Here is a 25,460-nt window from a genome sequence, read left to right on the forward strand (position 1 = left end):
AAGATTCTCCTTGGGGGAAAGGGGGACAGTGTCAGCTGCGTCGTGTGCGGCGGCGGCCTGCCGCCAGCGCGGCAAGGCCGCCCAGCATCAGTGCAGCGCTGCCCGGTTCCGGCACGGCGGTGGCATCCAGCTGGGCCGTGATGCTGGCAAATTCGGTCCAGGTGGTGCCGCTCAGGTCGATGTCGATCGAGTTGCCGTTGGCGCCCAGCGACAGGATGGGCAAGCCGCCGATGCCGCTGGCGTCAAGCAGTTTGAAGGCGGTCAACGGTGCAGCCAGGGTGCTGCCGAAGTCAAAGTGGAACTGGTATGTACCCGGCGTGACCGCGTTATTTGCGATCACGGTCAACAGGCCGCTGGCGTCGAAGTCGAAGCCGAACATGGCATCGGCGCTGAGGAATTCGACGCCGGTGCCGGTTGGATCAAGGGCGGTGGTGTTGGCGCCCGGTTCGGGTTGGAACAGGTGGTCAAGGCCGACGATGGTGTCGGGCGAGCCGTTGTAGGTGGCGGTGATGACGGCATCCTGCAAAGGTAACGGTGCTGCGTGCGCAATTCCGGTGGCGAGTACGGCAGCCACCAATGTCTCCATTATGGTTTTTCTCATCGTGTGCTCCGGTGGGGCTGAATAGGCGTGCCTGATCGGCACTACCGATCTTATATTGGCCTGACCAATATTTCAATCAATCAGGCCAAATATGATGCGGTCAGACCACGTTGCCTTGCGGGAACACAAGTCATTCTGTCGCGACCATTCAACACTCCACGCCACGAAGGTGTCATCGCCCGCAGCGCAGCGGCTGCAACCACAGGACGTAGCAGTGCTTAAGCCAAGGCAAGCGGTACCAGACAAGCAAGCAAGAGCGTTCCGCATAACCCGGGGGCTGCAAGACACGCCTATCGAGCATTAACTTTCGCATGACAGGGAAGCATTAATGTCAGCGTCATGCCTCATGGTGTCCGGCCTTGAGTCAGGTTGGACCATAAGACAAGTGCGCCTTCGCGATCAACTGGCGAGAGCCTCGTTGATTCGAGTACTTCCGACATATCCGAGTCTGAATACTTTGTGTAGAGCGCATAGCCATTCGAAAAGATCGAGATGCTATAAAGCGGGCCAGACGCCGACCCGCATTCAATCCAGGCATCGGGGTGGTCGGCGTCGGCTTTCTCAAAGAGCTCGTCAAGCGCGGTTTCCATTTCTGCTATTGTCGGATTGCGCAGGGAACTTCCGAATACCTTGGTGAGAGTAATCCATTCGTGCATGTGGTCCTCGATACAGATACGTGCCTGAAGCGTCAGGCTACATTCTCGAATTTGGCCGTGAAGCCAATCACTTTGCCCCCTGAAGCTTGAACAGCCCTCAGCACGAATACCTGCATTTCCGGCGAGACCGTTTCAAGAGGCATTGTGATGAACTGCGCCTTGGAAAACAACAGAAGCCAGAAGCCGGGAAAACACCATATTTCGACAACCGATGACCACTGCATGGTGGAGCTTCCAATGCCCGACGAAACTGAAAACGTCGATGCGTCGGCAGTGAAGACCGCTTGCGGCCTTCCCATGTCATGCAGCTTTGCCATCACGCTGCGATAGTGGACCACATAGATTGCCAGAACAATGGCAAAGGCAAACGCCAGAGCGGCGCCAAGGGCGCCAATGAACCAGGACGATTCACCATCAACGAGCAGCCACACGAAGGCAATGGTGGCGAATGATAGTGCCAAAGGAAGGCTTATGCCGACTGACCGGCGCCAGAACGCCAGCACTGCTCGACGGAGGAGTTGTTTGTCATAGGTGAGCGTGGCTTGATGGGACATATTATTGGACGCCACTGGGCCACCTGTAGGCGAGAACCATGGACTTTGGATAGAAGTGTTCCCGTACTTGTCCAAGCTGATTACCTCCGAGGAGGTGAACGAATTCTGGGTCTTCCCTCAAATAGAAGCCTACGTGTCCTTTCCAGCTGGCCGGATCATCTCGCCAAAGAACTGCAACGCAACCAGGTACCGGACGTTCAATTTCCTCACCCCACTCAAGCCACGATCTGGCGAGAGCAGACGCCGTACCGGCAATGCCCGCTTGTGCAAACGACCAATTGACGAACGATGAACACCAGGACACTTTGTCATCGTAACCTTCGATATTGGTGCCTGCGTGGTATGAATTGATTCGCGGGTTGCTCGAACCGACGGGGTATGCTGCGATCCCCAATTCGCCGATAGCGATTGCCAGCCAAGGTGGAGTGTTCAATTGAGCGGTCAACTTAACAGGTCAGGATTAAATTCTAGCCAGCGTCGTGCTTTTGCTATAGAGGGCGTAGTAGTACTGCTGTACTCTGCCTCTGAGCTCAGAGTTGGCTACGATAGTTCGCTGCCGCATACTGCTGAAGCGCGGCGATACGCTTGCGCGTCTCTCGCTTGAAAAAGAACACTACCGCTGGAGTCAGCAGCCAGGATAGCCAGCGCGGCTTGGTCGTGATGTTGTATGAGAAAAGAACCCTGGTCCTGTCGGGGCCGAGTTCCTTGAAATTCCACCCGCCGGCAAATTTATCGAAGATGTATGGGCCCTTGATCAGCTTCACGGCCGCAACCTTGTTGGGCTGGTAGGACACGTAGACCGTATCCATGCTAAGGCCATTGGCCGCAGTGCAGCGAACCAGTTCGCCTTGCGCAGCGTCCGTCGCATTGACCAGGAATGCCTCTGTCGTGAGAGGATCCCACTTTGCCCTCAGGTCGTAGTCCTGGGTGAGCTTGAACAGGTATTCGGCACTTGCGCCGACTTCGAAGTCGTAACGTATCAGCATAGTGAGCGTAGGTAGAATCTGGTATCGACTGCCATTACCGGGAAGGCAGGAGGCAATTCGCACTGGTTTATTTCGGTGAAGCCGTTCTTCTCGTAGAAGCGATGTGCCGCGACGAATGCATCGGTTGTTCCAAGATAGACTTTGTCGATCCCCTGGAGGCGCGACCATTCGAGCAAGCTATTGAGAAGATGCCTGGCCACGCCATGCTCGGCGCCTCGATGGGATTGCGAGACGAACAGTTTGCGCAAGGCGGCCTGGCTGCTGCCGATGTCCAGCAGGGCAATGGTGCCGACGATGGCGCCTCCATGCTCGGCCACCCAGAAGCCACCGGCGCCGTGCTGATAGAAGCTCGGAATGTTCAGCAGGTCGGGCTGGGCTTCGAGCGTGATCGGAATGCCGAACTCGGATTGCTGGATCGGAAGGATCACATCGATGACGGCTTGAGCGTCAGCAGGTGTGTATTGGCGAATGCGTAAGGTCGACGTCATATTGACGGTTTACGCCGCGGCCTGGGAATCGACCTGCAACTCCTGGTCGCTGGCGAATGCCGCCATATTCGTTTCGCCCATCACGCGGCTGGTGACGGTGCCGGCGGCGATGGAGCCGCTGACATTCAGCGCCGTCCGGCCCATGTCGATCAGCGGTTCGATCGAAATCAGCAGGCCTGCCAAGGCCACCGGCAGGTTCATTGAGGACAGCACGATCAGCGCCGCAAAGGTCGCACCGCCGCCAACGCCGGCCACGCCGACGGAGCCGATGGTGATGATCGCCAGCAGCGGTACCAGGAACGAGGCGGTGAAAGGATCGATTCCGACCGTCGGCGCGATCATCACGGCCAACATGGCGGGATAAATGCCGGCGCAGCCGTTCTGGCCAATGGTGGCGCCAAACGACGCGGCGAAGTTCGCGATGCCTTCCGGCGTGCCCAGGCGCTGGGTCTGGGTCTGCACGCTCATCGGGATGGAGCCTGCGCTGGTGCGGGACGTGAACGCGAAGGTCAGCACCGGCAGGATCTTCTTCGTATAGCGCAGCGGATTGAGGCCGCTTGCGCTGACCATCGCCAGGTGCACGCAGAACATCAGCAGCAGGGCGCAGTAGGAAGCCACGACAAAGCCGATCAGGTTCAGGATGTCGGCATAGCTGGAGCTGGATACCACCTGTGCCATCAGCGCGAACACGCCGTAGGGCGTCAGGCGCAGCACCAGCGTCACCATGCGCATCACGATGGTGTGCGCCACGTGCACGGCATGGTCGAAGGAAGTGAAGTGCTCGGGCTTTTTCTCCGCGATGCCGATGGCGGCCACGCCGATAAACACTGCGAACACCACCACCGCAATGGTCGACGTCTTGCGCGCGCCGGTCATGTCGAGGAAGGGGTTGCTCGGGATGAAGGAGAGCAGCATGTTCGGCAGCGAAATCGACTGCGCGTCGGCCAGCTTGCCTTCCAGGTAGGCGCCGCGCGCCACTTCCGCCGCGTTCGACGCCAGGCCGGCCGCGCTCAGGCCGAATACCTTGGCCATCAGGATGCCGATCGCCGCCGCCACGGTGGTCGTCAGCATCAGGGTGCCGATGGTGAGGGCACTGATCTTGCCCAGCGAGCTGGCGTTGCGCAGCTTGAGAATGGCCGAGACGATCGACACCATGATCAGCGGCATGACGATCATCTGCAGCAGCTTGACATAACCGCTGCCGACGATATCGAGGTACTGGCCGGTCACCTTGACGATGTCGCTGCCGGCGCCGTACAAGGTTTGCAGCCCGGCGCCCAGTACAACACCCAGGCCCAGCGCGCTGAACACGCGCACGGTGAAGCTGGCATGGCGTTTCTGCTGCATGACGAGGAAGGCCAGCACGATGGCGGCGACGGCCAGGTTGAGGATCACTTGCAGGTTCATGTAGGGTCGGCGGCTTATATTCTGGAATCGACAGATTCTAATTGAATTGGTGTAGTCTTGCCTATTTGCAGTGCCGAGGTTGCAGAGTCGCTACGAAAGGAATAGCCATGTCGAAGCAATCGATGAAGGTGGGCACCCGGCTGGCGCTGGGTTTTGGCCTGGTGCTGGCGCTGATGGCCGGCGTGTCGGGCCTCGGCATCTTCAACATGCACCGCATCCACGCCCAGCTCGAGAAAGTCGTGCGGCTCAATGTGGCGAAGCTGACCTATGTGCAGGACATGTCGGAGGCGGTGCATGTCGTGGCACGCGTCACGCGCACCCTGGTGCTGCTCTCGGACGAAGCGGCAATGCAGCGCGAACTGCCCAAGATCCAGGCCGCGCGGGCTCAGTACGACAAGGCGCAGGCGGCGCTGGAAGCCTTGCCTGCCACGGAGGAGGGCAAGGCGATCCGCGCCCGCATTCGCGCGCTGCAACAGGAGTCCCGTTCATTGACCGACCAGCTGCTGCAGCTGGCCATGCAGCACAAGGATGACGAAGCCGTGGCCCTGCTGATGCAGAAAGCCGGCCCCGCCACTCAGCGCTGGCAGGACGTAATGGATGAAGACGTGCAATTGCAGCGCCAGCATAATGCCAGGGACGCTGCCGCCGCGACCGAAGCCTATGCCGCGGCCCGCAGCATGATGCTGGTGATGAGCGGCGTGGCGCTGGTGGCCGGCGTGGTGGCCTCTACCCTGATTGCGCGCCGCTTGCTCGGCCAGTTGGGCGGCGAACCCGATGTGGCGGCCGAAATCGCCGGCCGTATCGCTGCCGGCGACCTGACCGTGCATGTGGAAACCCGCCAGGACGATGAAGCCAGCATGATGAAGGCCATAAGCATGATGCGCGACAGCCTTCTGCGCATCGTATCCGAAGTGCGGCAGGGGACAGAGACCATCAACACCGCCGCCACCCAGATTGCGGCCGGCAACCTGGACCTGTCGTCGCGTACAGAACAGCAGGCCAGCGCGCTGGAGGAAACCGCGTCCTCGATGGAGGAGCTGACCAGCGCCGTGCGCGAAAACGGCAACAATGCACGCCAGGCCAACGAACTGGCCGCGGCGGCGACCGCGGTGGCGCAGCAGGGCGGCGCCGTGGTAGGGCAGGTGGTGCAGACCATGGGCTCGATCAGCGATTCTTCGCGCAAGATCTCGGACATCATCGGGGTGATCGACGGCATTGCCTTCCAGACCAATATCCTGGCCTTGAATGCGGCGGTGGAGGCGGCGCGCGCCGGCGAGCAGGGGCGCGGCTTTGCCGTGGTCGCCACCGAAGTGCGCCAGCTTGCGCAGCGTTCGGCCGCTGCGGCCAAGGAGATCAAGGACCTGATCGTCAATTCGGTGGAGCAGGTGGACCAGGGCAGCGCCCTGGTCGCCCGGGCCGGCAGCACCATGGATGAAGTGGTCGCTTCGGTGCAGCGGGTGTCTGAGATCATGCGTGAAATCACGGCCGCCGGCGATGAGCAAAGCGCCGGCATCGAACAGATCAACCGGGCCGTGACGGAGATGGATACGGTCACGCAGCAGAACGCCGCGCTGGTGGAGGAAGCCGCATCAGCAGCGGATGCGCTGAAGCAGCAGGCCGCCCACCTCGATACGCTGGTGAGCGTGTTCAAGCTGCATCACGATGTGGCCAGGCGTACCGCAAACAGCAGGATGGCGACGAAGCAGCTGGCCGCAATCAGCCCGCCTGCAATGACGTAGCCGGGACGCAGGGCGCCGGCGTCGCGCTCGAAATCGCTGCGCCGGCGCAGTCCGATGAAGGACCAGGCAACGGCCAGCATGGTTTCGCCGAAGCTGCGGGGTTTGGTGTCGTCCATGTCGTATCCTTTCGAGGTTGGGCCTATTGTGCGCCGGCCCGGCCTCGAAAAACAGGCGCAGAAGCGCCCGGAAACGACCGTATCAGTTGGCAGCCGGCTGGCCGCGCAGCCGGGCCAGGGCCTTGAGCAGTTTGCCGCGCTGGCCCCCGGTCCAGTCCAGGCGCAGCAGGTCGGCATCGCCCAGCGACTCCAGGCTGGCCGCCGCCTCGTCGCTGCCGCCGTCCGCTTCTTCCAGCATTTCCTCGTACAGCTCCGGGTAGGCCTGGATGCGCAGCATGACTTCGTCCGCCACCTCGTCTTCCACCAGCGTGTCGCCCCAGGCGAGCAGGCGTTCGGCCAGCTCGGACAGCGCGGCGTGGCGCTCGGGCGACGTGGCCTGCTGTTGCAGCAGGTCGAAACTGGCCAGGGCTTCCTGCAGCTGGCGGGTGCAGGCCGAGACATGGCAGGCGTAGGTGGCGAATTCGCGTGCCAGCGGACCGCCTTCGGCGATCTGGCGCCAGCTCGCCAGCATGGCGTCGCCGCCCAGCACCGGGCCGGCGCCGGGCACTTGCCAGGCCTGGGGGGCGGCCAGCTGGCGCAACTGCACTTCGGCGCGCCCCAGGCAAACCTGCAGGTCGTCAAGGCGGCGTGCATAGGCGCTGTTGGCGCGCGACGCGCGCAGCCTGTCCAGCAGGTGAATCGGGATGGCTTCGCGGCCGCGCCATCGGGCCACGGCTGGCAGGGTGGCGGCACGCGGCGCGGATGCCGGTGCCAGCAGGTGGTTCATGGCGCGCGCTCCGCGGCTACGCAGCAGCCAGGTGTCGCCAGGTTTGAACTGTATTAAAGAGTCCATCACAACCTCCCTCGGGCTTTGAGGGAATTCTGAACCTTTTATCAAGCCCCCGCAAGCCTCAGCCAGCGCCGATGATGCGATTGCGGCCGGCGCGCTTGGCCTGGTACAGGGCGTCGTCGCCGCGTTTCAGCACGTCTTCGCAGGAAAGGTCGCCGGCGCGAAAGCAGGCCAGGCCGCCGCTGATGGTGACGGAGTCGCCAATGCAGCCCAGGGCTTGCAGGGTTTCGGCGATGCGCAGGCGCAGGCGTTCGGCAATGGGCGTCGCCTGTTCGCAGGTGGTGTGTGGCATCAGGACCACGAACTCGTCGCCGCCCAGGCGGGCCGGCGCGTCGGTCGTGCGCAGCTCGCGCTGGCACACGTCGGCGGTGGTCTTGATCACCATGTCGCCGGCCAGGTGGCCGTGTTCGTCGTTGACGCGCTTGAAGTGGTCGATATCGAAGATCAGCATGCTCATCGGGGTGGCGTAGCGCTCGAAGGTATCGAAATGCTCGGCCAGCACGCTCATCAGCTTGCGCCGGTTCAGCAGGCCGGACAGCGAATCCACTTCGCTCTGCATGCGCAGCTGGACTTCCAGTTCCTTGCGCGCCGTGATGTTGCTGGCCACCCACAGCACGGCATCTTCGTCGTCAACCTGGAAGTCCAGCGCCTGGAGGCGGCCCTCGAACCACAGGCGGTAGCTCGGACCGCTGCCAGCCTGCCCCTTGATGTCGCCTTGCACCAGGCTGTATTCGACAATGTGCAGGGCGCGCCAGGCCAGGGCGGTTTCGATCTCTTTCAGGAACCAGCTGGCCTTGTCCGGCGTCAGGACGTCATGGACGGTTTTGCCGATCAGGTGGGTGCCGTCGTGGTAGTACCGCAGGTCGATGCCGCCAAAAATAGCCATGTAACGGCCGCTGCGGGTCAGGACGAACGCAGGGTCGGGCAGGGCATTCAACAGCGATGAGAGTTGATTGCCAGAAAATAGTGTTTCATCGCGCATGACTATGACAGTATCGAGACCCGCCCAATAACGCAAAAATTGTTAATAGGAAATTATTTAATTGTAACTATTTAACTTTCATCGTGTCGTGCCTGCCACGCGAGCTGGCCGCTGGCTGCCTCGTTCAGCTGGGCCGCCAAGGCCGGCGCGGCGGCCTGTGCGATGCGGAAAGCCAGTGATACGCGCTGCCCGTGGCTCACTTCCAGCAGGGTGGCGCCGGCGGCGGCCAGTTCACGCCGCACCATGCCTTCCAGCGAGTAAGGCAGGGTGCAATGCAGTTCGGTATAGCGCACGATGGCGACTTTTTCCACCTTCATCAAGGCCTGGGCCACGGCATCGGTATAAGCTCGCACCAGGCCGCCCGCGCCCAGCTTGATGCCGCCGTAATAGCGCACCACGGCTGCCAGCACGCCTTCCAGGTCCTGGTGACGCAGCACGTCGAGCATGGGGCGGCCTGCGGTACCGCCGGGTTCCCCGTCATCGACTGCCGCCGACTGGCCGCCGGCCAGCAGGGCCCAACACACATGGGCCGCGGCGGGGTGCTTGGCGCGCAGGCGGGCCACGACGGCCTGCGCCTCGGCGCGGCCGGTTACCGGAGAGACAAAACCGAGAAAACGGCTCTTCTTCACAATCAAATCGCTAGTCGCGGGAGATATAATGGTTTGTGGCATGGGGCCAACATGATACAGCTTTGCTGAACAGTTAACGTTCGGCTTCCCTTACAATGCCGTTGCAATTTGTTCAACTTGGTCTACGTGGCGACGTTCGTGGCAACTTATCGGATCAAAACCCTTGGCGTACAAAGCGGCTTCCTGCAGGAGCGGGTCGAGGCACGCCTGATGCTTTTGTTCCGCCGCCCCCTGGAGGCGGTGCGCCCGATCACGGCCGGCAATGGCGCGATCGTGAAGAAGGGCGTCGACTGGGCCATGGCCGAGCGCTTCCGCGACGCCTTGATGACCTGCGGTATCCGCTGCGAAGTGGAGGAGGAAAAGGCGCCGCCCCCGCGTGCGACGCTGGCTGAATACGCCGTGCAATTGCAATCGCACCTGGAATTGCTGGACCCGGGCCGGCGCTGGACTTTCATGGCGGCAGAAGGCGAACTGTTTGGGGTGCCCGGCCCGGAGTCGCCCTATCCGCTTGAACTGCTGGTGCCGCTGGAGAGCATGTACCAGGAATGGCTGGGCGCATCGCTGGCCGCCAGCGAAGACCTGCTGCGGCACACCGCGGGCATGGTCCTGATGGGAAATACGCCCGGCATGGTGGAGGAGGCCGTGCGCCACCTGCTGCCGATCGTGCGCAACAGTGCGGAGCGCGGGCAAGCCATGCTGGCTGCCGCCCGGGGCTACTCGCCGCTGCTGTTCCGTCCCATTTGCGAGGGCCTGGAAATGGGCCTGGCCTTCCACCGCGGCACGGTGACCCACCGCGTGGCACGGGCGCATCTCGAGGCCTGGGGGCTGACCGAGGATGCCGCTTTCGAAGCTGCCTTCGCCAATTTGCGCGCGCGCTCGACCGCGCCGCTGCTGTCGTCCCCGCAAGGTGTCTTTGCCGGCGGATGGGAAGATGGCTACAGCTCCTCGCGCATGCTGCTGCCTGAATTGATCAAGGCGGCCGTTCCGGATGGACGTCCGGTCGTCATGGTGCCGACGCGCGGCATGCTAATGGTGTGCAGCGACCAGAACCTGGTGGCGATGGAGGCGATGCTGAAGGCCGCTATCGAGGCCATGCGCGAAGAGAAAATGGTCATGCCACGCCTGCTGCGCCTGGTGGACGAGCGCTGGCAGGTCTTCGTGCCGCCAAGCCTTGAGCGGCGCCTGAACAGCCTGGCCAAATACGTCGAAGGCAATGATTACCGCTTGCAGAAGGAACTGCTGAAAACACACGAATGGGCCAGTGGGCGCAATCGCTGCGTGGTCACCTACCTGGTCGGCAAGCTTGGCCCGGAGCAGGTCCGCACCAGCGCCTGCACCTGGACGCGCGACATGCCAAGCCTGCTGCCGAAAACCGACCTGCTGTACTTTGCCGATCCTTCCAGCCTGGACCCGCCGATTACCGTGAGCTGGGACGCCGCCATGCCGGTGGTGGGAGCGCTGATGCAGCGCACCGACGATTACCCGCCGCGCTATTTTGTCGAAGGCTTCCCGAACGAGGTGCAGTTGGCGCAACTGGCCGATATCGCTGCCGGCGCGCGGCGCGAAGCAAAGGCGAAGGCCCTTGCCGCCGCCCAGGCTGCACAAGCGGCCATGGCCGCGCAGAACACCCGCCCCATGCTGGACTCGCGGCGCATGCAGACCGTGGCGGCAGTGCTGAACCGTCCTGTCGGCGAAGTGCTGCGCAGCGCGCTTGGCCGCAAGGCCGGCGCCAAAACCGCGCATGCTCGATAACAATGCACTGGTGGCTGCGGCCACGCCCGTCTTTCTTGTCATGATCGCTGCCGAAGCCTGGCTGGCCCATCGCCGCCGGCTGCAGGCCTATTCGCTGGCCGACAGCCTGACCAGCATGGGCTGCGGCATCTGGACCGTGACGCTGGAAGTGTTCACCAAATCCGCCATGCTGCTGGCCTATGGCTGGGTGTTCAGCCATTTGTCGCTGTGGCAGTCGGCGCCCGCGTCGGCCTGGACCTGGGCGTGGTCGTTTGTCGCCTTCGATTTCGTCTATTACTGGGCGCACCGCTGGTCGCACGAAATCAACTTCCTGTGGGCCGTGCATTCACCGCATCACCAGAGCGAAGAGTTCAACCTCACCACGGCGCTGCGGCAGGGCGCTTTCCAGGATCTTTTCCACGCGCCGCTGTTCATGGCGCTGGCGCTGCTCGGCTGCCCGCCGGGCGTCTTCATCATCCAGCTCACGCTGAGCAAGTTCTACCAGTTCTGGATTCATACGCGCCTGGTTGGCCGGGTGCCGCTGCTCGAGGGCATCCTCAACACGCCCAGCGCGCACCGGGTGCACCATGCCGTCAACGACGTCTACCTCGACCGCAACTACGCCGCCACGCTGATGATCTGGGACCGCCTGTTCGGCACCTATATCGAAGAAGGCGAGGCGTGCGTTTACGGCGTGCGCAAGGGCGCGCCGGGCTGGAATGCGGTGCGGGCGCAATTCGCCTGGCCGGCCGTGATGTGGCGCGATGCGCTGCGCACTGCGCGCTGGCGCGACAAGCTTTCGCTGTGGTTCCGCCGCACCGGCTGGCGTCCCGCCGATGTTGCCGCTGCCGATCCGTGGCCGGCCTTCTCGCTGCCTGCGGGCCGCCTGTACAGCGCCACCCGTGCCACAGCCGGCGGTGCGCGCTGGACCTTCGCCGCGCTGTCGATGTTTGCTGCCGCAGTGGCCATGCAGAACCAGCTGGTCCTGCATGCCGCCACGCTGTCGCTGGCGGCCAGGCTGGCGCTGGCTGGCGCCGTTACTGCGGCGCTGCTGCTGGTGGCGTATTGCCTGCAGCCTGTTGCGCCTTCTGCCGCCAACGCACCAGCCAGAACACGGGCAGGCTGACCGCACCCAGCGCCATGCCCCACCAGAAGGCTTCCCTGCCCATGCCGTAAAAGGCCCAGAGCGAAAAAACGCAGCTCATCACCGCACTCAGGGACAGCGCTGCCCCTCGCGCCAATACGCCGCGCCGGTGCAGCCTGAATACCGCCGCGCCGCCGACCAGGTAGAGCGGCATGCTGGCTGCCGTGACCACCAGCGTCAGGAAAGTGAAGGCCTCGGCCGTCGAGCGGCTGTAGTTCATTGCGATCATCACGCTGGCCAGCGCTCCCACCAGCAGCAGCGACCAGGCTGGCGCGCCGTGGCGGTTGGGCGCTTTCAACATGGCGGGGAAAATGCCGTGGCGAGCCATCGACGCGGTCACTTCGCCCGCCAGCATGGTCCAGCCATTCAGCGCCCCCAGGCCGCTGAAGATGACGGCCGTCGCCAGCCAATGCCCGCTGCCGCCATCCCAGTAGCGGCGGAACAGGTCGACGAAGGGGGCGTTGGAGGCGGCCAGCTCGGCCTGCGGCAGCAAGAGCATGGGAATCGTGCAGACCAGCACATACACTGCTGCCGCGGCCAGCGTGCCGGCAATCGTGGCGCGCGGGATGGTGCGCTCCGGCTCGTGCACCTTGGTCGCAGGCAGCGAGGCGCATTCCACGCCCAGCATTGCGAACAGGGCAATGGTGCCGGCTGCGGCGGTGCCGTCCAGCGTGAATGGCGTGGGCGGCAGGTGCGCCGCGTAGGCGGCGCTGTCGGTTCCCAAGATCCACACGCCCAGCAGCACGATGGCGCTCATCGGCAGCAGCTTGAGCGCCGCCGACACCAGTTGCACCCGGCCCGAAGCCAGCGCACCGCGCAGGCTGACCAGCACGAAGAACCAGATGATGCCCATGGCCGCCAGCGGCGGCAGGGCCGGGTGCGCGGACAGCGCCGGCGCCAGCGTTGCCAGGTAACCCACGATGCCGATCGCCAATGCGGCATTGGTGACCCAGATCGACACCCAGTAGCACCACATGGTGAAGAAGGCAACGCCGTTGCCGAAGGCGCGCCGGCAATAGCCGTAAGGCCCGTCCTCGTCCGGCATGGCGCGCGCCAGGCGGGCGAAGACGTGGGCGATGAACAGGCAGCCGATGACGGAGATGGCCCATCCCGCAAACGCGTTCCTGCCGAACGGCGCCAGCGCGGCGGGCAGCATGAAGATGCCCATGCCGATCATATTCCCCACGATCAGGGCTGTGCACATCCAGAAGCCGAGCGGCTTGGCCTTATCCGTGGCGTGCATAGGCCGCGCGCAGCAGGTTCTGGAAATGCCACACGCCGCTTTCGCGCCTCGGGTTCAGGCGCCCGGCGCTGTATGAGCCGGATGCCAGGCCTTGCTGGACGTGCTGGCAGATGCTGATGTCCTCGGCCTGGATCTCGTCGCTGAAGGCTTGCTCGGCCTGCGCCCGCGCCTGCACTGCCGGATCGTCGGCGTAGTAATAGTCGAACTCCACGATGCACTGCCTGTGCCCGGCCGGCAGGATGCGGTTGGTCTGCAGCCGGCCCGGTGTGATGTTCAGCATGATGTTGGGGTAGATAAAGTAGTACCAGGCATTGCCGTCGCCGTAGATGCCGTCGTTGTTGCGCAGCGGCGAGTGCTGCAGCGAATGCCATTGCGCCAGCTCGGTGTCGTAGGCGCGGTAGTCGAGCACCTGCGACAGGCCGGGATGGACGAAGGGCAGGTGATAGCCTTCGAGGAAGTTGTCGACATAGACCTTCCAGTTGCATTCGAGCTTGTAGGTGTCGCGCTTGGCGAAGCGCATGGACGACATGCCCGCCGGGGCGATGCGCTCGGCGATGCCGGCAAAGACCTGTTCGAACGGCGGCGCGGCGGCATCCAGCGCCACGAACACCAGCCCCTGCCACTCGCGCACCTGGATGCGGGGCAAGCGGATCGCCGACTTGTCGAAGCCGGCCGCGTCTTGCATTTCGGTGGCCGCACGCAGTGTGCCATCCAGTTCGTAAGTCCAGCCGTGGTATTTGCAGTGCAGCGCCCGCGCGCCCTTGCCGTTACAGGTCGCGAGCGGGCCGGCGCGGTGGCGGCAGACGTTGAAGAAAGCCTGCAGGCTGCCGTCGCCCTGGCGTATGATGATAATCGGCTTGCCGGCAATGTCGCCGACGACATGGTCGCCGGTTGCACTGAGCTCCCCGGCGTGCGCCGCCAGTTGCCAGGTCGATCCGAACACTTCCCGCAGCTCGAATTCCAGCCATTGCTGGTCGGTATAGAAGCTGGCATGCAGCGCGCGGGCGCGTTCCAGCGGCTCGATACGGCAATGCTCCTGCAGGGTCATATGTGCTCCGCGGCGCGAAAGTTTCACTGTCTCATAAATTGCAGCGCACTGGAAGAAAGAGGTTGCAAAAATGGACGAAGGTCTTTTCTTTGAGGGTTTGCAAGCCTTGCCTGCATCGGCCTTCCCCAAGCATTGCGGCAATTGCGGGCGGGCTTTCGCCACGGCGCAGGAATTCATGCAGCAGACCCAATCGGTGCGCAAGGACATCACTGGCCTCAAGCAAAGCTTCGACGACGACAGCGTTGCGATCGTCGAAGCCTATCGCAATTGCCTGTGCGGCTCGACGCTGATGGACTTTTTCAGCGACCGGCGCGGTATCTCGGAGGCCGGAGTCCGGCGCCGCGAACTGTTCGAAAAGCTGCTGCCGCACCTGCAGGAAAAGGGCATGGCGCCAGCGGCGGCACGCCAGCATTTGCTGGCGCTTTTGCGCGGCAAGGAGAAATCTGGCAATATATGTAGGTAGCCTACCTAACTATATGGCCGATGCCGAAAAAACATGAAGCGATCCTGACGCCGCGCGTGCTCGCCGCCAGTGAAGAGCTGCGCCTGACGCTGAAACGGCTGGTGCGCGAGATGCGCCGCGACGCCAGCGAAAACGGCGGCGATATCCCCTTGGTGCAGTACATGCTGCTGGCCATCATCCAGGAACAGCCTGGCATCGGCGTGGCCGAACTGGCGCGCATGGAAAACGTGCGCACCGCCACCATGAGCGGCCATGTCAAGGCGATGGAGGAGGCGGGGCTGGTGCAGCGCAGCGCGCCCGATCCGCAAGACCGGCGCCGCTCCGGCCTGCAGGCGACGGCGCATGGCGCCGCGTGCATCGAAGCCTTGCGCGACAAGCGCCGCGACTGGATGGCGCAGCGTATCGCCCGCCTGACGCCGGCCCAGCTGGCTGCGCTGGAAGCCGCCATTGAACCCCTGAACATCATCGGAGCACCATGAAGGACACCGCTGTTACCGAGCGCGAAATCCGCGCTGTCTACCTGGCCATGATGGCCGTGCTGGGCCTCAGTGCGCTGGACCAGAGCATCGTCGCCACCGCCTTGCCGCGCATCGTGGCCGACCTGGGCGGCATGGCCCACCTGTCGTGGGTGGTCACCGCCTATGTGCTGGCTTCCACTGCCACCATGCCGCTGTACGGCAAGCTGGCCGACCAGTACGGCCGTCGCCCGATGATCTTCGCCGCCATGGGCGCCTTCCTGCTTGGCTCCGCGCTGTGCGGTCTGTCGCAGAACATGACGCAGCTGATCGTGTTCCGCGCGATGCAGGGCGTGGGCGCGGGCGGCTTCCTGCCGCTGGCCCAGATCATCATTGCCGACATCATCCCGCCGGCGGAACGCGGCAAGCGCATGGGCATGGTGCCGGTGGTGTATGCCGCCACCAGCCTGCTTGGGCCGGTGCTGGGCGGCCTGATTACCGACGCCTTGTCGTGGCACTGGACGTTCTACGTCAACCTGCCGGTTGGCGCCGTGGCCTTCTATGCCATCGCACGGGCGCTGCACAAGGAAAAGGTGCACCATGCGCACCGTGTCGATTATCTGGGCTCCGTGCTAATGACCGGCTCGATCACGTCGGCGCTGCTGGTGCTGGCGCTGGGCGGCACGGAATGGCCTTGGGATTCCCTGCAGGTGCAGGTGTGCAGCGCGGTGGCCGTGGTGCTGGGCGCCTGGCTGGCCATGCATGTACGCAAGGTGCCGGAGCCTGTGCTGCCGCCGGATTTGTTCGGCAACCGCGTCTTCAATATCGCCAGCGTGGTGATGGCGCTGACCTTCATGGGCCTGATGGGCGCGACCGTGTTCTTCCCGCTGTTCTTCCAGGTGGTGATGGGCAGCAGCCCGGCCAGCTCCGGCCTGCTTACCGTGGCCATGATGATTGGCCTGGTCGGTTCTTCCATGCTGAGCGGCCGCAGGCTGGCGCGCACCGGCAAGTACAAGGGCGTGCAAGTGGCTGGACTGGTCGCCGCGCTGGTGGCGTTCAGCACCCTGGCGCTGGGCATGGAGTCCGGGTGGGGCTACTGGGTCATCGAGCCGGCGATCTTCCTGCTCGGCGCCGGCCTGGGCCTGGTGATGCCGAACATGACGATCGCGGTGCAGAACGCCTTGCCGCTGCCGCGGCGCGGCGTGGGGACGGCGATGCTGACTTTCTTCCGCTCGCTGGGCGGCTTGCTGGGCGTGACCGGTTCGGGAGCCATGCTGGCGCATTCGCTGCATGTCCACGGCGTGAACGCCGTGGCGGCCGTCGGGCCCGGCGTCAGCGTGCTGGCTTCGACGGTGGCCGTCTATCGCCACGCAATTGCCGGCGTCTTTGGCGCCGGCGCGCTGCTGGTCCTGCTAGGACTGATTGTGCTGCTGTTCCTGCCGGAGATCGCGCTGGCAGGGCACAAGGCCGATTAGCGCGCGGCGCCGGCGTTCATCAACGAACGAGCAGCAGGCCGATGGCGAAGAAGAACCAGGCTAATGCGCCGAGCACGCACCAGGCGATATTGGCCGCGGTGAAGTTGTCGTTGCTGCTGCCGGCCGGGTCGCCGCTGCGGATGTTGATTTCCAGCTGGACCTGCTTCAGCAGCAGGCCAGTGGGGATCAACAGCAGGATCGAGACCACGTCCAGGAGCAGCGAGCCGGTGCCGGCCCATGACAAGGCGTAGCCAGCGAGCATCAGGAACACCATGCCGGTCGCGTAGGTGTCGCTGTTCCAGCTGCGGCCTTTGCCGCTGGGGTCGTAGTCGGCCACTTCGTGGTACAGGGTATGCGTAAAGAAGAGGGCGAACAGCGCGCGCGGCAGCGGCCAGACGTCATCCCCGGTAGCGCGCTTGTGCCGCTGCCAGTTCTGGAAATTCCAGTGCAGCTGGAACAGGCCGAAGGTGAGGAAGAACAGGATCAGCATCTTGCGCGTGGAGACCACGTAAAAGCGGTCTTCCACGCCGGAATGGAAATGTTCATCAAGGTTGGCGCTCGGCGCGGCGTATACGTTATCAGACACTGGGAATCCCGAAATTTTCAGAGTGCAAATTGTAACTTCTGTTGCTGTCAGCAAACTATCGAATAGTCACGGGTTGCATAAATCCGACATCAGGCATCGTGCTCGCGCGCAGCCAGCGGGCCAGGCTGACTCATACGTTTTCGGAATATCAATACTGAAAGACGCAATACTTTGATATTGCAAGCCCTGCGTAACATTGGCTCACCAAAACCAAAATAACGGAGACAATTTATGCGTAAGACTGTATTGGCGGCGCTGATCGCAGAGATCCTGCTGCCGCTGGGTGCCAATGCTCAAACGGCGGAAGAGCAGATCGATCCTTCTGCCAAGGTGGTGGTGAGTGGCGTGCGCGCTTCGCTGGCGTCCTCGCTCGCGACCAAGCGCTTGCAAGAAGGCGTCGTGGATGCCGTATCGGCCGAAGACGCCGGCAAGTTCCCCGATACGAACATTGCGGAATCGCTGCAGCGCGTCACCGGCGTGCAAATCCAGCGCAACAACGGGGAAGGGCGCTACATCTCGGTGCGCGGCCTGGGCCCCGAGTTCAATAATGTGCTGGTCAACGGCCGCACCATGACCAGCGACACCGGCGGCCGCGATTTTTCGTTCGACCTGCTTTCGTCCGACCTGATCTCGAAGGCCATCGTCTACAAGACTTCCATGCCTTTCCTGCCGGAGGGCGGCATCGGCTCCACGGTCGATATCCAGACCGCGCGTCCCTTGTCCGGCAAGGCCGGCCACTCGGGCGTGATCAATGTATTCGACTCCTACGATTCGAACTCGAAGAAGAACACGCCCAACGTCAGCGGCATGTATTCCTTCGCCAATGAGAACAAGACTTTTGGCGTGACCGGTTCGCTGTCGTACACCGACCGCGCGTCGAAGCAGAACAAGGCCATCAACGATGCCTGGAACCTGCGCGACGTGTATATGATCGACGGCGACCTGAATTCCAAGGGCCTGACCATGGCCAACGTCACCAGCAAGAAGCTGCTGATGCCGCAAAGCTTCGGCTACCAGCAGGAGAACGAAACGCGCAAGCGGCTGGTCAGCAACGTCACCGTGCAGTACAACCCTTCCGCGGACTGGAAGCTGACCGCCGATGCCTTGTATTCGCGCCTCAACCAGCGCAACGACGTGATCGCCATCAGCGACTGGAACAACCCGGTGCAACTGGGCGTGAAGTACGACTCCAACAACCAGGTCACGAGCTTCCTGCGTCCCGGCGCGAACTTCTTCGCCAATAACCCGGCCCTGGTCGGCGACGGCACCGGTATCCTGACAGATGCCAATTCGAACGACATGATCGTCAAGGGCGGCGACCGGCTGTCGATTACCAAGGCGTTTGGCCTGAATGCGAAATGGAACGCTTCACCTGAGTGGAAGCTTGAAGGCGACGTCTCGAATTCGCGAACCACCACTAAGACTCCGGACCAGTGGATCGTGGCGGGCATGGTGCCGAAAAATGGCGATTCGCTGACCTTTGGCTCCATCCCGAGCCTGTCGTTCGGCGACGGCATTACGGACCCGAACGCGGTACGCGCCCACGCCGTGTCCAACAAGGATGTGCGCTTTGCCGATGAACTGAGCGAAGCCCGCATGAACGCCTCCTGGGCGCACGAGATGGGCGCCTTCAAGGGCATCGACACCGGCGTCTCATATTCGCAGCGCAAGGTCGGGCGCAACCAGTGGGAAAGCGATTCGTGGAACGCTTTCAGCGGCTACCACGTGTCGCTGCCGTCATCCTTGTTCACGGTGAAGTCGCTGGATAACGCCTTCCCGGGCGCGCCGGCGAGCTACCTGAGCTTCGATCCGTATGCTTACATGAATTACCTGAACCAGCCGTCCACGCTGGCGCTGTCGAACGATCCGGCGCTGTACCTGGACAAGAGCAAGTTCCCGAACGGCCCGATGTCCATCGATTACACCAAGCCGAACTTCTGGAGCGTGAAGGAGAAGGTGTCGAGCATCTTCCTCGATTCGAAGTGGGAAGGCGAGCGCTGGTCGGCGAATGCAGGCGTGCGCGTGGTGCGCGTGAATTCGACTTCCACCGGTATCAGCCGCGTGCTGCTGTCGGCGACCAAGAGCCCGAACGACACCACCTACATCCTGAACTACGGCCCGGCGGTCGAGACGTCGGTCGAGAACAGCTATAACAGCGTGCTGCCATCGGGTAACCTGAAATTCGACCTGACCGATGACATGGTGCTGCGCCTGGCCGCCTCCAAAACCGAGACCCGGCCGACGCTGAACCAGATGGGCGTCGACAACTGGTACGGCGGCCGTTTCGGAGACGTGCAGACCGGCGGCGGCAATCCATACCTGAAGCCGATGGAGTCGAAGAACCTGGACCTCTCTTATGAGTGGTACCTGTCCAAGACCAACTTCCTCGGTGCGGCGATCTTCCAGAAGAATGTGTCGAACTTCCTTGAAAAGCGCCTTGAAGACATCACCATCCCGCAGTACTCGGAAGTAGTGCACGATACCCGCATCCGCAATGGACAGAAGGGCAAGATCAAGGGTATCGAGCTGGCCGGCCAGTATGCCTTCGACAACGGCATCGCGTGGCTGCGCGGCTTTGGTGTCGCCGCCAACTACACCTTCGTCGACGCTACCGCCAGCCGAGACGATGCAGCAGCCCTCGATTGCGGCTACCCGGGCTTGTCGAAGCAGTCGTACAACGCTTCGCTGTTCTATGAGAACGAGACCTTCTCGGCGCGCGTGAGCTACAACTGGCGCAACAAGTTCGCCGTCGATTGCGGCGGCGGCAGCACCCAGCCACGCACCCGTGCAGCCTACGGCCAGTACGACCTGAGCCTGCGCTACAACATCACGCCGAAGATCGCCTTGTACCTGGACGGCATCAACTTGAGCAATTCGCGCATGCACGAATATGCCAACAACGAGAGCCAGTTCCTGACCCTGGAAGATGTGGGGCGCCGGGTCAACGCCGGCCTGCGCTTCGCCTTTTAAGCGAGCAAAGGAGCGATATCGTCTAGATGGGCGGCTTCGAAAGTGGGCAGGGCTTCGGTGTCGTTGTCTAAACGGCCCGGGTTGTACCAGCAGCTTTCGATGCCGAAACGGTTGGCGCCGAGAATATCGGCGTCCAGCCGGTCGCCCACGATGATGGTTTCATCCTTGTTGAAGGCACGCGCCATTTTCGTGGCGTATTCGAAGAAGCGGCTATCCGGCTTGGCATAGCCGCATGCTTCGGAAGTGGCAGTGAAGGAGATGTAATCGCCCAGGCCGGAGCTGGCAATGCGGCGGTCCTGGATGTGCGCCACGCCGTTGGTGATGATGCCCACTTCGCCGGCTGCGGCCAGCGTTTCGCACAGGCGACTGGCGCCATCGACCAGGACCACGGTTTCGGACAGGGACTCCAGGTAGCGGTAGCTGGCTTGCTGCGGATCGATCTCCAGCCCGTTTGCCGCAAAAGTTTTGCGGAAGCGTTCCACTTTCAGGAATTCCTTGGAAACCGTACCGGCTTCAAACGCCCGCCACAGTTCGATGTTGATGCCTTGATATTGCTGGAACATTTCATCGATGCTGTCACGGAAGCCAAGCTGCCGCAGCACGCGCTCAAAGGAAAGCTTCTCGGAAGCGCGGAAATCGAGCAGGGTGTCGTCGAGGTCGAACAGGAAGAGGGAATGCTTCATAATGCAGATAATAAAATAGCCAGCCCGAAGGCTGGCTATTCTATCTTTTTCTGGTAGGCCGTGCGGGGCTCGAACCTGCGACCAACGGATTAAAAGTCCGCTGCTCTACCAACTGAGCTAACGACCCGAAGGGCCCGAATTATATAGATACGGAATCGTTTCGGCAAGTGCCCGCATGACGCGTATAATCGGCGCCGGAAGGAACCGATCATGACTTACGAAGAATATCTCGACGAAGTGACCACGCTCATCTTCGAAAAATACAACCTGAAAGACACGCTTGCGGTCAAACTGGTGATGGATGCGCAGGACGCAGAATTCTTTGTCCGCCATGACGACGACAAGAAGCTGCGCAATATCGACCAGGCCCACAAGGACGCCAAGACGATCTACGAAGCCTACGCCGCCCGCACCCAGCGCCGCTAACATGGAGATGGATCGCGACTCGCTGGTGGAGCAGCTTTCGGCAGGCGTGCGCCATTTCGTGCAGTGCAGCTTTGACGAGGCGGACCTGTCGCGCCTCGACCTGCAGGACTGCGTCTTTGAGCGCTGCACTTTCAATGAAACGATTCTGTACGCATGCAAGCTGGCTCGCAGCAGTTGGCAGCGTTGCCGCGGCATGTCGGCCGATTTCGAATCGGCGGACCTGGTCGATGCACAATTCCAGGGCTGCGACCTGAATAACAGCAAATGGCGCCGCAGCAAGCTGGCGTCGGCCAGTTTCCTCAGTTGCAAACTGACTGGAGCGTCCTTCGAAGAGGTGTCGCACCTGGGCGCCAGCTTCGAGGAAAGCCTGCTGGTTGGCGCGGATATGCGCGGCTTTTCATTCCGCAAAGCGACCTTGAACCAGCTCGATTTTTCGGATGCCGACTTGTCCGGCTGCGATTTCCGCGAGGCCGTGCTGGAGGGCTGCAGCCTGCGCGAAGCCGTGCTCAAGCTGGCCCGCCTTGAAGGCGCCGACCTGCGCGGGGCAGATATCGGCGGCCTGGATCTGGCCGACTTGCGCACCTTCAAGGGCGTCGTGATATCCCACGCCCAAGCGGCGGCAATCCTGGGCGAGATGGGACTGTTGGTCGCCTGATCGCCCTAATGGCTGGCCTGTTGTGCGGCCAGCTTCTCCTCCGCTTGTGCCAGCGTGTTCGCGATGCGACGTGCATTGCGGTCGCGCCAGCCCGGCTCTAGCGCCACCCTGGCGTGCAGTTCACGACATTGGTTCAGCAGGCCCCAGGCCTCCAGCCGCGCCGAGCCAATACCCTGTTGATCGGCGTGCACGCAAGCGGCGACCGCCTTGCGCAGGCGCGACAGAGCTGTTTTGAGCGCCTGGCCTTCGCGTTCTGGCCACAGCAGCGCGTATATGGTGATCGAAACCGCCAGTCCAAGCAGAATGCCAATCAACCGGTCGCGGATCTCAGTGACGTCGGTGACGGGCCCGAAGCTGCCCAGTTGCGCCAGTGCGAATGCAAACATCATTTGGACGCCGATGTAGTTCGAACGCGGCGGCCCCACGGCAATCCACGCACCAAGCGCGATGATGGGCAGGGACATGGCCAGCAGTCCGACGATGCTGTCGAGGTGCGGCACGACAAATACCGTTGCCGCCAGCGCGGCCAGGCTGCCAAGGCAGCAACCCAGCAAGCGGTTGATGCCTTTATGCGCGGTCGCGCCGAGGCTTGGCAGGGCGAGAATGATGCAGGTCTGCATTGCTGTATGGATGCCGGGCCATTGAAGGCCCGTGTAGATGACGTAGGTGATCATCGCAGCCAGGACTGCCTTGAAGGCAAACTGCAGGTAAACGAGGCGCAAGGGATTTCCGACGGCACCGGACGAGCGGGTTCCGCCTTGGCGCGCCAGTCCGGCGGCACCTGGGGTGGCATCGGCGTCCGCATTTGCCGCGGCGTGCAAAGCCCGCGCCATCTCGCGCAAAACCACGCTGTGCGCGTGCGACGCGCCGGTTGCAGCTCCCGCTGCGGTGCCAGCCAGGCCGGCCGAAGCCGGCGCTGCAGAATCCGGCGTGAAGGCCGTCCCATGCCCGAGACACTCCCGCAGTGACGCGCAAGCCTGTCGAATCGCGATCATCTGCTTGTGCTCCTCCTGCGAAGCTTCGAACGGCGCCAGCCTGGCCAGTTGCGCGGCCGCGGCATGCAGGCGACCGACGGCCGCAGCACGCGCCGCAGTGCGTTCCTCATTGCCCAGGGCTGCAAACGCCAGTTGTCGCTGCAGGGCCAGCACGCCGCGCCCGACCTGGCCGCTGTGAAAGGCTGGCGCTGCGGCACCGGCGATGCGCGCCTCAAGCTGGTGCTCGACTTCATCAAGCTGGCGGCCATATTCTTCCACCAGGAGCTTGACCGGCAACGCAGGCCGGAACAGGCGCTGGATGATCATCGTCACCACCACCGGATAGGTCGAAGCTACCCATACCCACAACAAGGCGCGCGTCATCACTTCGGGATCTTCGTAAATGTCGGCCATGCTTTGCCCATACACCACGATCAGGGCGGTGAGGAAGCCGATGGCGCCGAGCTTGCTGGTCCGCATGAAATACATGCCGCAGAAAGCAACCAGCGCCGCGCCGAGAATCCGCAGCATCGGGGCGTCGATGAAGAATTTGAGCAGGAGGATGGACGACGCCACCGCCAGCGTACTGCCGATCCCCAGCACGATGCCGCTCATGCGGGTCAGCACGGTATTCTCCTGCGCGGTGAAGAACACCATGATCAGCGACAGCGAGAGCGAAGGAATTTGCAAGGCCATCGAGCAGACGATGACCACGGTGCAGCTCGCGAGCAGGCGCCACACCGCATCCATGCGGCCAGGGAAGGGCGCCAGTTCGGCGCGGATACGCGCCATCAGCGCTTCCATGATGTTCACTTCGCGTTCAGCATGGCGACGGCCGAAGCGCCGATGCGGAACGCTGCGTCTGGCTGTTCGATCAGGATGCGCACGGGGAAGCGCTGCGCCACCCGCACCCAGTTGATGGAACGCGGTACGCGCGGCAGCCCTGCCACTTCGCTGCCGCCGTCGTCGGGGAACACGCCGTAGCCGATGGACTCGACGGTGCCGCTGTAGCGTTTGGAGGTGTCGCCAAGCAGGTAGACTTGGGCATGGCGGCCGGCCTTGATGCCGGCCAGGTCGGTCTCGCGGAAATTCGCCACCACGTACCAGCGGCTGGAGCTGGCCAGCGTAAACACCGGATGGCCGGCAGCGGCAAACTGGCCCACCGAGGTTTTCAGGTTCAGCACGATGCCGTCGCCCGGCGCGCGCACCTCGGTATAGGACAGGTTCAGGCGCGCCAGCGCGATCTCGGACTTCACGACTTCGCGCCTGGCGACCAGCGCATCGACGCCGCTGACGGAAGCTTCGGCTCGGCGCGCATCAAGCAAGGCCGCACTAAGCTGGGATTGCGCGCCGCGCCTGGCGGTGCGAGCCTGGTCGATGCGCTCGGCCGACACGAAGCCTTTGGTGAGCAAGGGTTCGAGCCGCGCCAGCGTGTCGCCCGCCTGCTCGGATGCGGCCTTTGCGTGTTCGACGTTCGCCTGTGCTGCAGCGGCGGCAAACTTCTGGGCATCGACCGAGCGCTGGGTCAGCCTGATCTCGCTGTCGAGCGCTTTCAGGCTGGCTTCGGCCTTTGCCAGGGTTTGCTCGAAGGGCTGGGGATCGATGCGGAACAGAAGGTCGCCTTTCCTGACACGCTGGTTGTCCGCCACCGGCAGCTCCACGATCCTTCCGTTGACTTCGGGGGCGACGTTGATGGTGTCGGCATAGACGTAGGCATCATCGGTGCGCGGCGCTTGGTCGATCGTGCGCACGACGTAGACGGCGAGGCCGATTGCGGCCAGGGCCAGCACCAGCACGATGGCGCTCCAGCGGCGGGAGTTCCTGGTTTTCTTCATGACCTCACCTCAATGTTGGAAAAATACGAGCCACGCCGACAGGGACAGCACGGTGGCGAGGGCGGGGTAGCCCAGCGCGAGCAGATGCGCCGGGGCGCCGGCCAGCCAGCCGCGCGCATTCAGCACTGTGTGCAGCACGAAGCACAGCACCGTGGCGCCGGCAATGCAGAAAAGCCAGTCGGGAAAATAGGCTCCCAGCACATTGATTGAAGGTTCCACATTACTTCCTTAATGTAACATTGCCTAGGCAACCTATTCGGCAAAAAAAAGATCTACTTCCCGGCGAACATCTTCAGCAACAGGGCTTCGAGAGCATGCAGTTCCTGCGTACTGAAAGTACCGAAGTACTGTTCGATCACGGTGCCCGAAGCTTCCAGCAGGCTGGGGAAAAGACGCCGGCCTTCTTCGGTCAGTTCCAGTTGCACGGTGCGGCGATTGGCGGCGCTCGGCCCTTTCTGGATCATGCCTTTCTGTTCCAGGCGGTTCAGCATGCGGGTCATGGCGCCGGGGCTGTACGAGAGCTCCTTGCAGATCTGCGCTGCGATGTTGGCGCGGCCGCCATGCAGGGCAGACAGCACCACGTATTGCGCCGCCGTGATATCGAAGGGCGCGAGCCTGGCATCGAGTTCTTCTTCCAGGGCTTTCTGGGCGCGGCTGACCAGGCGGGCAACGCGGCGAGGGTCGGCTTGTTTGTTCATAAATGAACTATACGTTGCCTAGGCAACGGTTGTCAAGCACCTCGAGCACGCTTGCGCAATTCACAAGCTTGTCATTTTCGCTACCTA

At 62.8% G+C, this 25,460-nt stretch carries 28 protein-coding genes and 1 tRNA gene; 9 read left to right on the forward strand and 20 right to left on the reverse strand.

From position 1 onward, the window contains the following. Nucleotides 1-31: 31 nt before the first annotated feature. The 7 genes from ACN9M3_RS11360 to ACN9M3_RS11390 form a co-directional block, all read right to left on the reverse strand. Nucleotides 32-601, reverse strand: a complete 570-nt coding sequence (locus tag ACN9M3_RS11360) for a PEP-CTERM sorting domain-containing protein (RefSeq protein ID WP_426170796.1) — start codon at nt 599-601, stop codon at nt 32-34. Between the two features lie 344 nt (nt 602-945). Beyond that, the gene (locus ACN9M3_RS11365) at nt 946-1,257 is read right to left on the reverse strand and encodes a hypothetical protein (protein WP_426170798.1); all 312 of its coding nucleotides are present in this window, start codon (nt 1,255-1,257) and stop codon (nt 946-948) included. A gap of 32 nt (nt 1,258-1,289) precedes the next feature. Beyond that, a complete protein-coding gene (locus ACN9M3_RS11370) occupies nt 1,290-1,811 on the reverse strand; it encodes a YcxB family protein (protein WP_426322520.1) in 522 nt (173 codons plus the stop codon). A gap of 1 nt (nt 1,812) precedes the next feature. Then, the gene (locus ACN9M3_RS11375) at nt 1,813-2,256 is read right to left on the reverse strand and encodes a TIGR02594 family protein (protein WP_426322522.1); all 444 of its coding nucleotides are present in this window, start codon (nt 2,254-2,256) and stop codon (nt 1,813-1,815) included. Between the two features lie 85 nt (nt 2,257-2,341). After that, nucleotides 2,342-2,797, reverse strand: a complete 456-nt coding sequence (locus ACN9M3_RS11380; RefSeq protein WP_426170802.1) for a type II toxin-antitoxin system RatA family toxin — start codon at nt 2,795-2,797, stop codon at nt 2,342-2,344. Next, complete coding sequence (locus tag ACN9M3_RS11385) at nt 2,791-3,285, reverse strand: GNAT family N-acetyltransferase (protein ID WP_426170804.1); 495 nt, start codon at nt 3,283-3,285, stop codon at nt 2,791-2,793. The genes ACN9M3_RS11380 and ACN9M3_RS11385 overlap by 7 nt, the downstream gene beginning before the upstream one ends. A 9-nt stretch (nt 3,286-3,294) precedes the next feature. Further along, complete coding sequence (locus tag ACN9M3_RS11390) at nt 3,295-4,692, reverse strand: L-cystine transporter (protein ID WP_426170806.1); 1,398 nt, start codon at nt 4,690-4,692, stop codon at nt 3,295-3,297. Between the two features lie 107 nt (nt 4,693-4,799). Here ACN9M3_RS11390 and ACN9M3_RS11395 point away from each other — a divergent pair, with 107 nt between their 5' ends. Next, nucleotides 4,800-6,431, forward strand: coding sequence for a methyl-accepting chemotaxis protein (locus ACN9M3_RS11395; RefSeq protein ID WP_426322525.1), 1,632 nt, complete (start codon nt 4,800-4,802; stop codon nt 6,429-6,431). Here ACN9M3_RS11395 and ACN9M3_RS11400 read toward each other — a convergent pair. From ACN9M3_RS11400 to ACN9M3_RS11415, 4 genes are all read right to left on the reverse strand, one after another. Continuing rightward, on the reverse strand, nt 6,350-6,547 hold the full coding sequence (locus tag ACN9M3_RS11400; protein WP_426170809.1) for a DUF2970 domain-containing protein: 198 nt from the start codon (nt 6,545-6,547) through the stop codon (nt 6,350-6,352). The two genes, ACN9M3_RS11395 and ACN9M3_RS11400, sit on opposite strands and share 82 nt — an antisense overlap. Before the next feature lie 82 nt (nt 6,548-6,629). Continuing rightward, the gene (locus tag ACN9M3_RS11405) at nt 6,630-7,379 is read right to left on the reverse strand and encodes a hypothetical protein (protein WP_426170810.1); all 750 of its coding nucleotides are present in this window, start codon (nt 7,377-7,379) and stop codon (nt 6,630-6,632) included. 58 nt (nt 7,380-7,437) lie between these two features. Continuing rightward, the gene (locus tag ACN9M3_RS11410; RefSeq protein ID WP_426322528.1) at nt 7,438-8,262 is read right to left on the reverse strand and encodes a GGDEF domain-containing protein; all 825 of its coding nucleotides are present in this window, start codon (nt 8,260-8,262) and stop codon (nt 7,438-7,440) included. Between the two features lie 167 nt (nt 8,263-8,429). After that, nucleotides 8,430-9,029 carry an IMPACT family protein gene (locus ACN9M3_RS11415; RefSeq protein ID WP_426322530.1) on the reverse strand — a complete coding sequence of 200 codons (600 nt, stop codon included), beginning with the start codon at nt 9,027-9,029 and terminating at the stop codon, nt 8,430-8,432. A gap of 96 nt (nt 9,030-9,125) precedes the next feature. Here ACN9M3_RS11415 and ACN9M3_RS11420 point away from each other — a divergent pair, with 96 nt between their 5' ends. Beyond that, nucleotides 9,126-10,739 carry a hypothetical protein gene (locus tag ACN9M3_RS11420; RefSeq protein ID WP_426170816.1) on the forward strand — a complete coding sequence of 538 codons (1,614 nt, stop codon included), beginning with the start codon at nt 9,126-9,128 and terminating at the stop codon, nt 10,737-10,739. Further along, nucleotides 10,729-11,844: a sterol desaturase family protein gene (locus ACN9M3_RS11425; protein ID WP_426170818.1), complete on the forward strand. Its 1,116-nt coding sequence runs from the start codon at nt 10,729-10,731 to the stop codon at nt 11,842-11,844. The genes ACN9M3_RS11420 and ACN9M3_RS11425 overlap by 11 nt, the downstream gene beginning before the upstream one ends. Here ACN9M3_RS11425 and ACN9M3_RS11430 read toward each other — a convergent pair. Continuing rightward, entirely contained in the window at nt 11,756-13,105 is a 1,350-nt protein-coding gene (locus ACN9M3_RS11430; RefSeq protein ID WP_426322533.1) for an APC family permease, read from the reverse strand. The genes ACN9M3_RS11425 and ACN9M3_RS11430 overlap by 89 nt on opposite strands. Continuing rightward, nucleotides 13,089-14,153 carry an aromatic ring-hydroxylating oxygenase subunit alpha gene (locus ACN9M3_RS11435; protein ID WP_426322535.1) on the reverse strand — a complete coding sequence of 355 codons (1,065 nt, stop codon included), beginning with the start codon at nt 14,151-14,153 and terminating at the stop codon, nt 13,089-13,091. The genes ACN9M3_RS11430 and ACN9M3_RS11435 overlap by 17 nt, the downstream gene beginning before the upstream one ends. A 70-nt stretch (nt 14,154-14,223) precedes the next feature. On the opposite strand from ACN9M3_RS11435, the gene ACN9M3_RS11440 reads away from it, so the two are divergent. Genes ACN9M3_RS11440 through ACN9M3_RS11450 form a run of 3 tightly spaced genes read left to right on the forward strand, consistent with a single transcriptional unit; the run spans nt 14,224 to nt 16,546 of the window. Further along, nucleotides 14,224-14,616, forward strand: coding sequence for a hypothetical protein (locus tag ACN9M3_RS11440; RefSeq protein WP_426170823.1), 393 nt, complete (start codon nt 14,224-14,226; stop codon nt 14,614-14,616). A gap of 20 nt (nt 14,617-14,636) precedes the next feature. Then, on the forward strand, nt 14,637-15,095 hold the full coding sequence (locus ACN9M3_RS11445; protein WP_426170824.1) for a MarR family winged helix-turn-helix transcriptional regulator: 459 nt from the start codon (nt 14,637-14,639) through the stop codon (nt 15,093-15,095). Continuing rightward, the gene (locus ACN9M3_RS11450; RefSeq protein WP_426170826.1) at nt 15,092-16,546 is read left to right on the forward strand and encodes an MDR family MFS transporter; all 1,455 of its coding nucleotides are present in this window, start codon (nt 15,092-15,094) and stop codon (nt 16,544-16,546) included. The genes ACN9M3_RS11445 and ACN9M3_RS11450 overlap by 4 nt, the downstream gene beginning before the upstream one ends. A 19-nt stretch (nt 16,547-16,565) precedes the next feature. Here the strand turns inward: ACN9M3_RS11450 and ACN9M3_RS11455 are convergent, their stop codons facing one another. After that, nucleotides 16,566-17,132, reverse strand: a complete 567-nt coding sequence (locus ACN9M3_RS11455; protein WP_426170828.1) for a hypothetical protein — start codon at nt 17,130-17,132, stop codon at nt 16,566-16,568. Nucleotides 17,133-17,363: 231 nt separating this feature from the next. Between ACN9M3_RS11455 and ACN9M3_RS11460 the strand changes: the two genes are divergently transcribed. Beyond that, on the forward strand, nt 17,364-20,102 hold the full coding sequence (locus tag ACN9M3_RS11460; protein WP_426170830.1) for a TonB-dependent receptor: 2,739 nt from the start codon (nt 17,364-17,366) through the stop codon (nt 20,100-20,102). Here ACN9M3_RS11460 and ACN9M3_RS11465 read toward each other — a convergent pair. Both ACN9M3_RS11465 and ACN9M3_RS11470 read right to left on the reverse strand, forming a co-directional pair. Beyond that, nucleotides 20,099-20,785 carry a YjjG family noncanonical pyrimidine nucleotidase gene (locus ACN9M3_RS11465; RefSeq protein ID WP_426170831.1) on the reverse strand — a complete coding sequence of 229 codons (687 nt, stop codon included), beginning with the start codon at nt 20,783-20,785 and terminating at the stop codon, nt 20,099-20,101. The genes ACN9M3_RS11460 and ACN9M3_RS11465 overlap by 4 nt on opposite strands. A gap of 51 nt (nt 20,786-20,836) precedes the next feature. Continuing rightward, a tRNA-Lys gene (locus tag ACN9M3_RS11470) sits at nt 20,837-20,912 on the reverse strand. Nucleotides 20,913-20,995: 83 nt separating this feature from the next. Here ACN9M3_RS11470 and ACN9M3_RS11475 point away from each other — a divergent pair. Further along, nucleotides 20,996-21,211 (forward strand): hypothetical protein, encoded by a 216-nt coding sequence (locus ACN9M3_RS11475; RefSeq protein WP_426170832.1) that lies wholly within the window; start codon nt 20,996-20,998, stop codon nt 21,209-21,211. A gap of 1 nt (nt 21,212) precedes the next feature. Continuing rightward, nucleotides 21,213-21,866 carry a pentapeptide repeat-containing protein gene (locus ACN9M3_RS11480; protein ID WP_426322539.1) on the forward strand — a complete coding sequence of 218 codons (654 nt, stop codon included), beginning with the start codon at nt 21,213-21,215 and terminating at the stop codon, nt 21,864-21,866. 5 nt (nt 21,867-21,871) lie between these two features. On the opposite strand, the gene ACN9M3_RS11485 is transcribed toward ACN9M3_RS11480, so the two are convergent. From ACN9M3_RS11485 to ACN9M3_RS11500, 4 genes are read right to left on the reverse strand one after another with little or no spacing between them, the layout of a single operon-like run. Further along, nucleotides 21,872-23,644, reverse strand: a complete 1,773-nt coding sequence (locus ACN9M3_RS11485; protein ID WP_426323729.1) for an FUSC family protein — start codon at nt 23,642-23,644, stop codon at nt 21,872-21,874. Between the two features lie 5 nt (nt 23,645-23,649). After that, nucleotides 23,650-24,675, reverse strand: coding sequence for a multidrug transporter subunit MdtN (gene mdtN, locus ACN9M3_RS11490; protein ID WP_426322541.1), 1,026 nt, complete (start codon nt 24,673-24,675; stop codon nt 23,650-23,652). Nucleotides 24,676-24,684: 9 nt separating this feature from the next. Then, on the reverse strand, nt 24,685-24,894 hold the full coding sequence (locus ACN9M3_RS11495; RefSeq protein WP_426170836.1) for a YtcA family lipoprotein: 210 nt from the start codon (nt 24,892-24,894) through the stop codon (nt 24,685-24,687). 53 nt (nt 24,895-24,947) lie between these two features. Next, a complete protein-coding gene (locus tag ACN9M3_RS11500; RefSeq protein ID WP_426322544.1) occupies nt 24,948-25,373 on the reverse strand; it encodes a MarR family winged helix-turn-helix transcriptional regulator in 426 nt (141 codons plus the stop codon). Between the last annotated feature and the right edge of the window lie 87 nt (nt 25,374-25,460).

It is taken from the genome of Pseudoduganella sp. R-43, assembly GCF_049913255.1.
GTDB lineage: Bacteria > Pseudomonadota > Gammaproteobacteria > Burkholderiales > Burkholderiaceae_D > Rugamonas.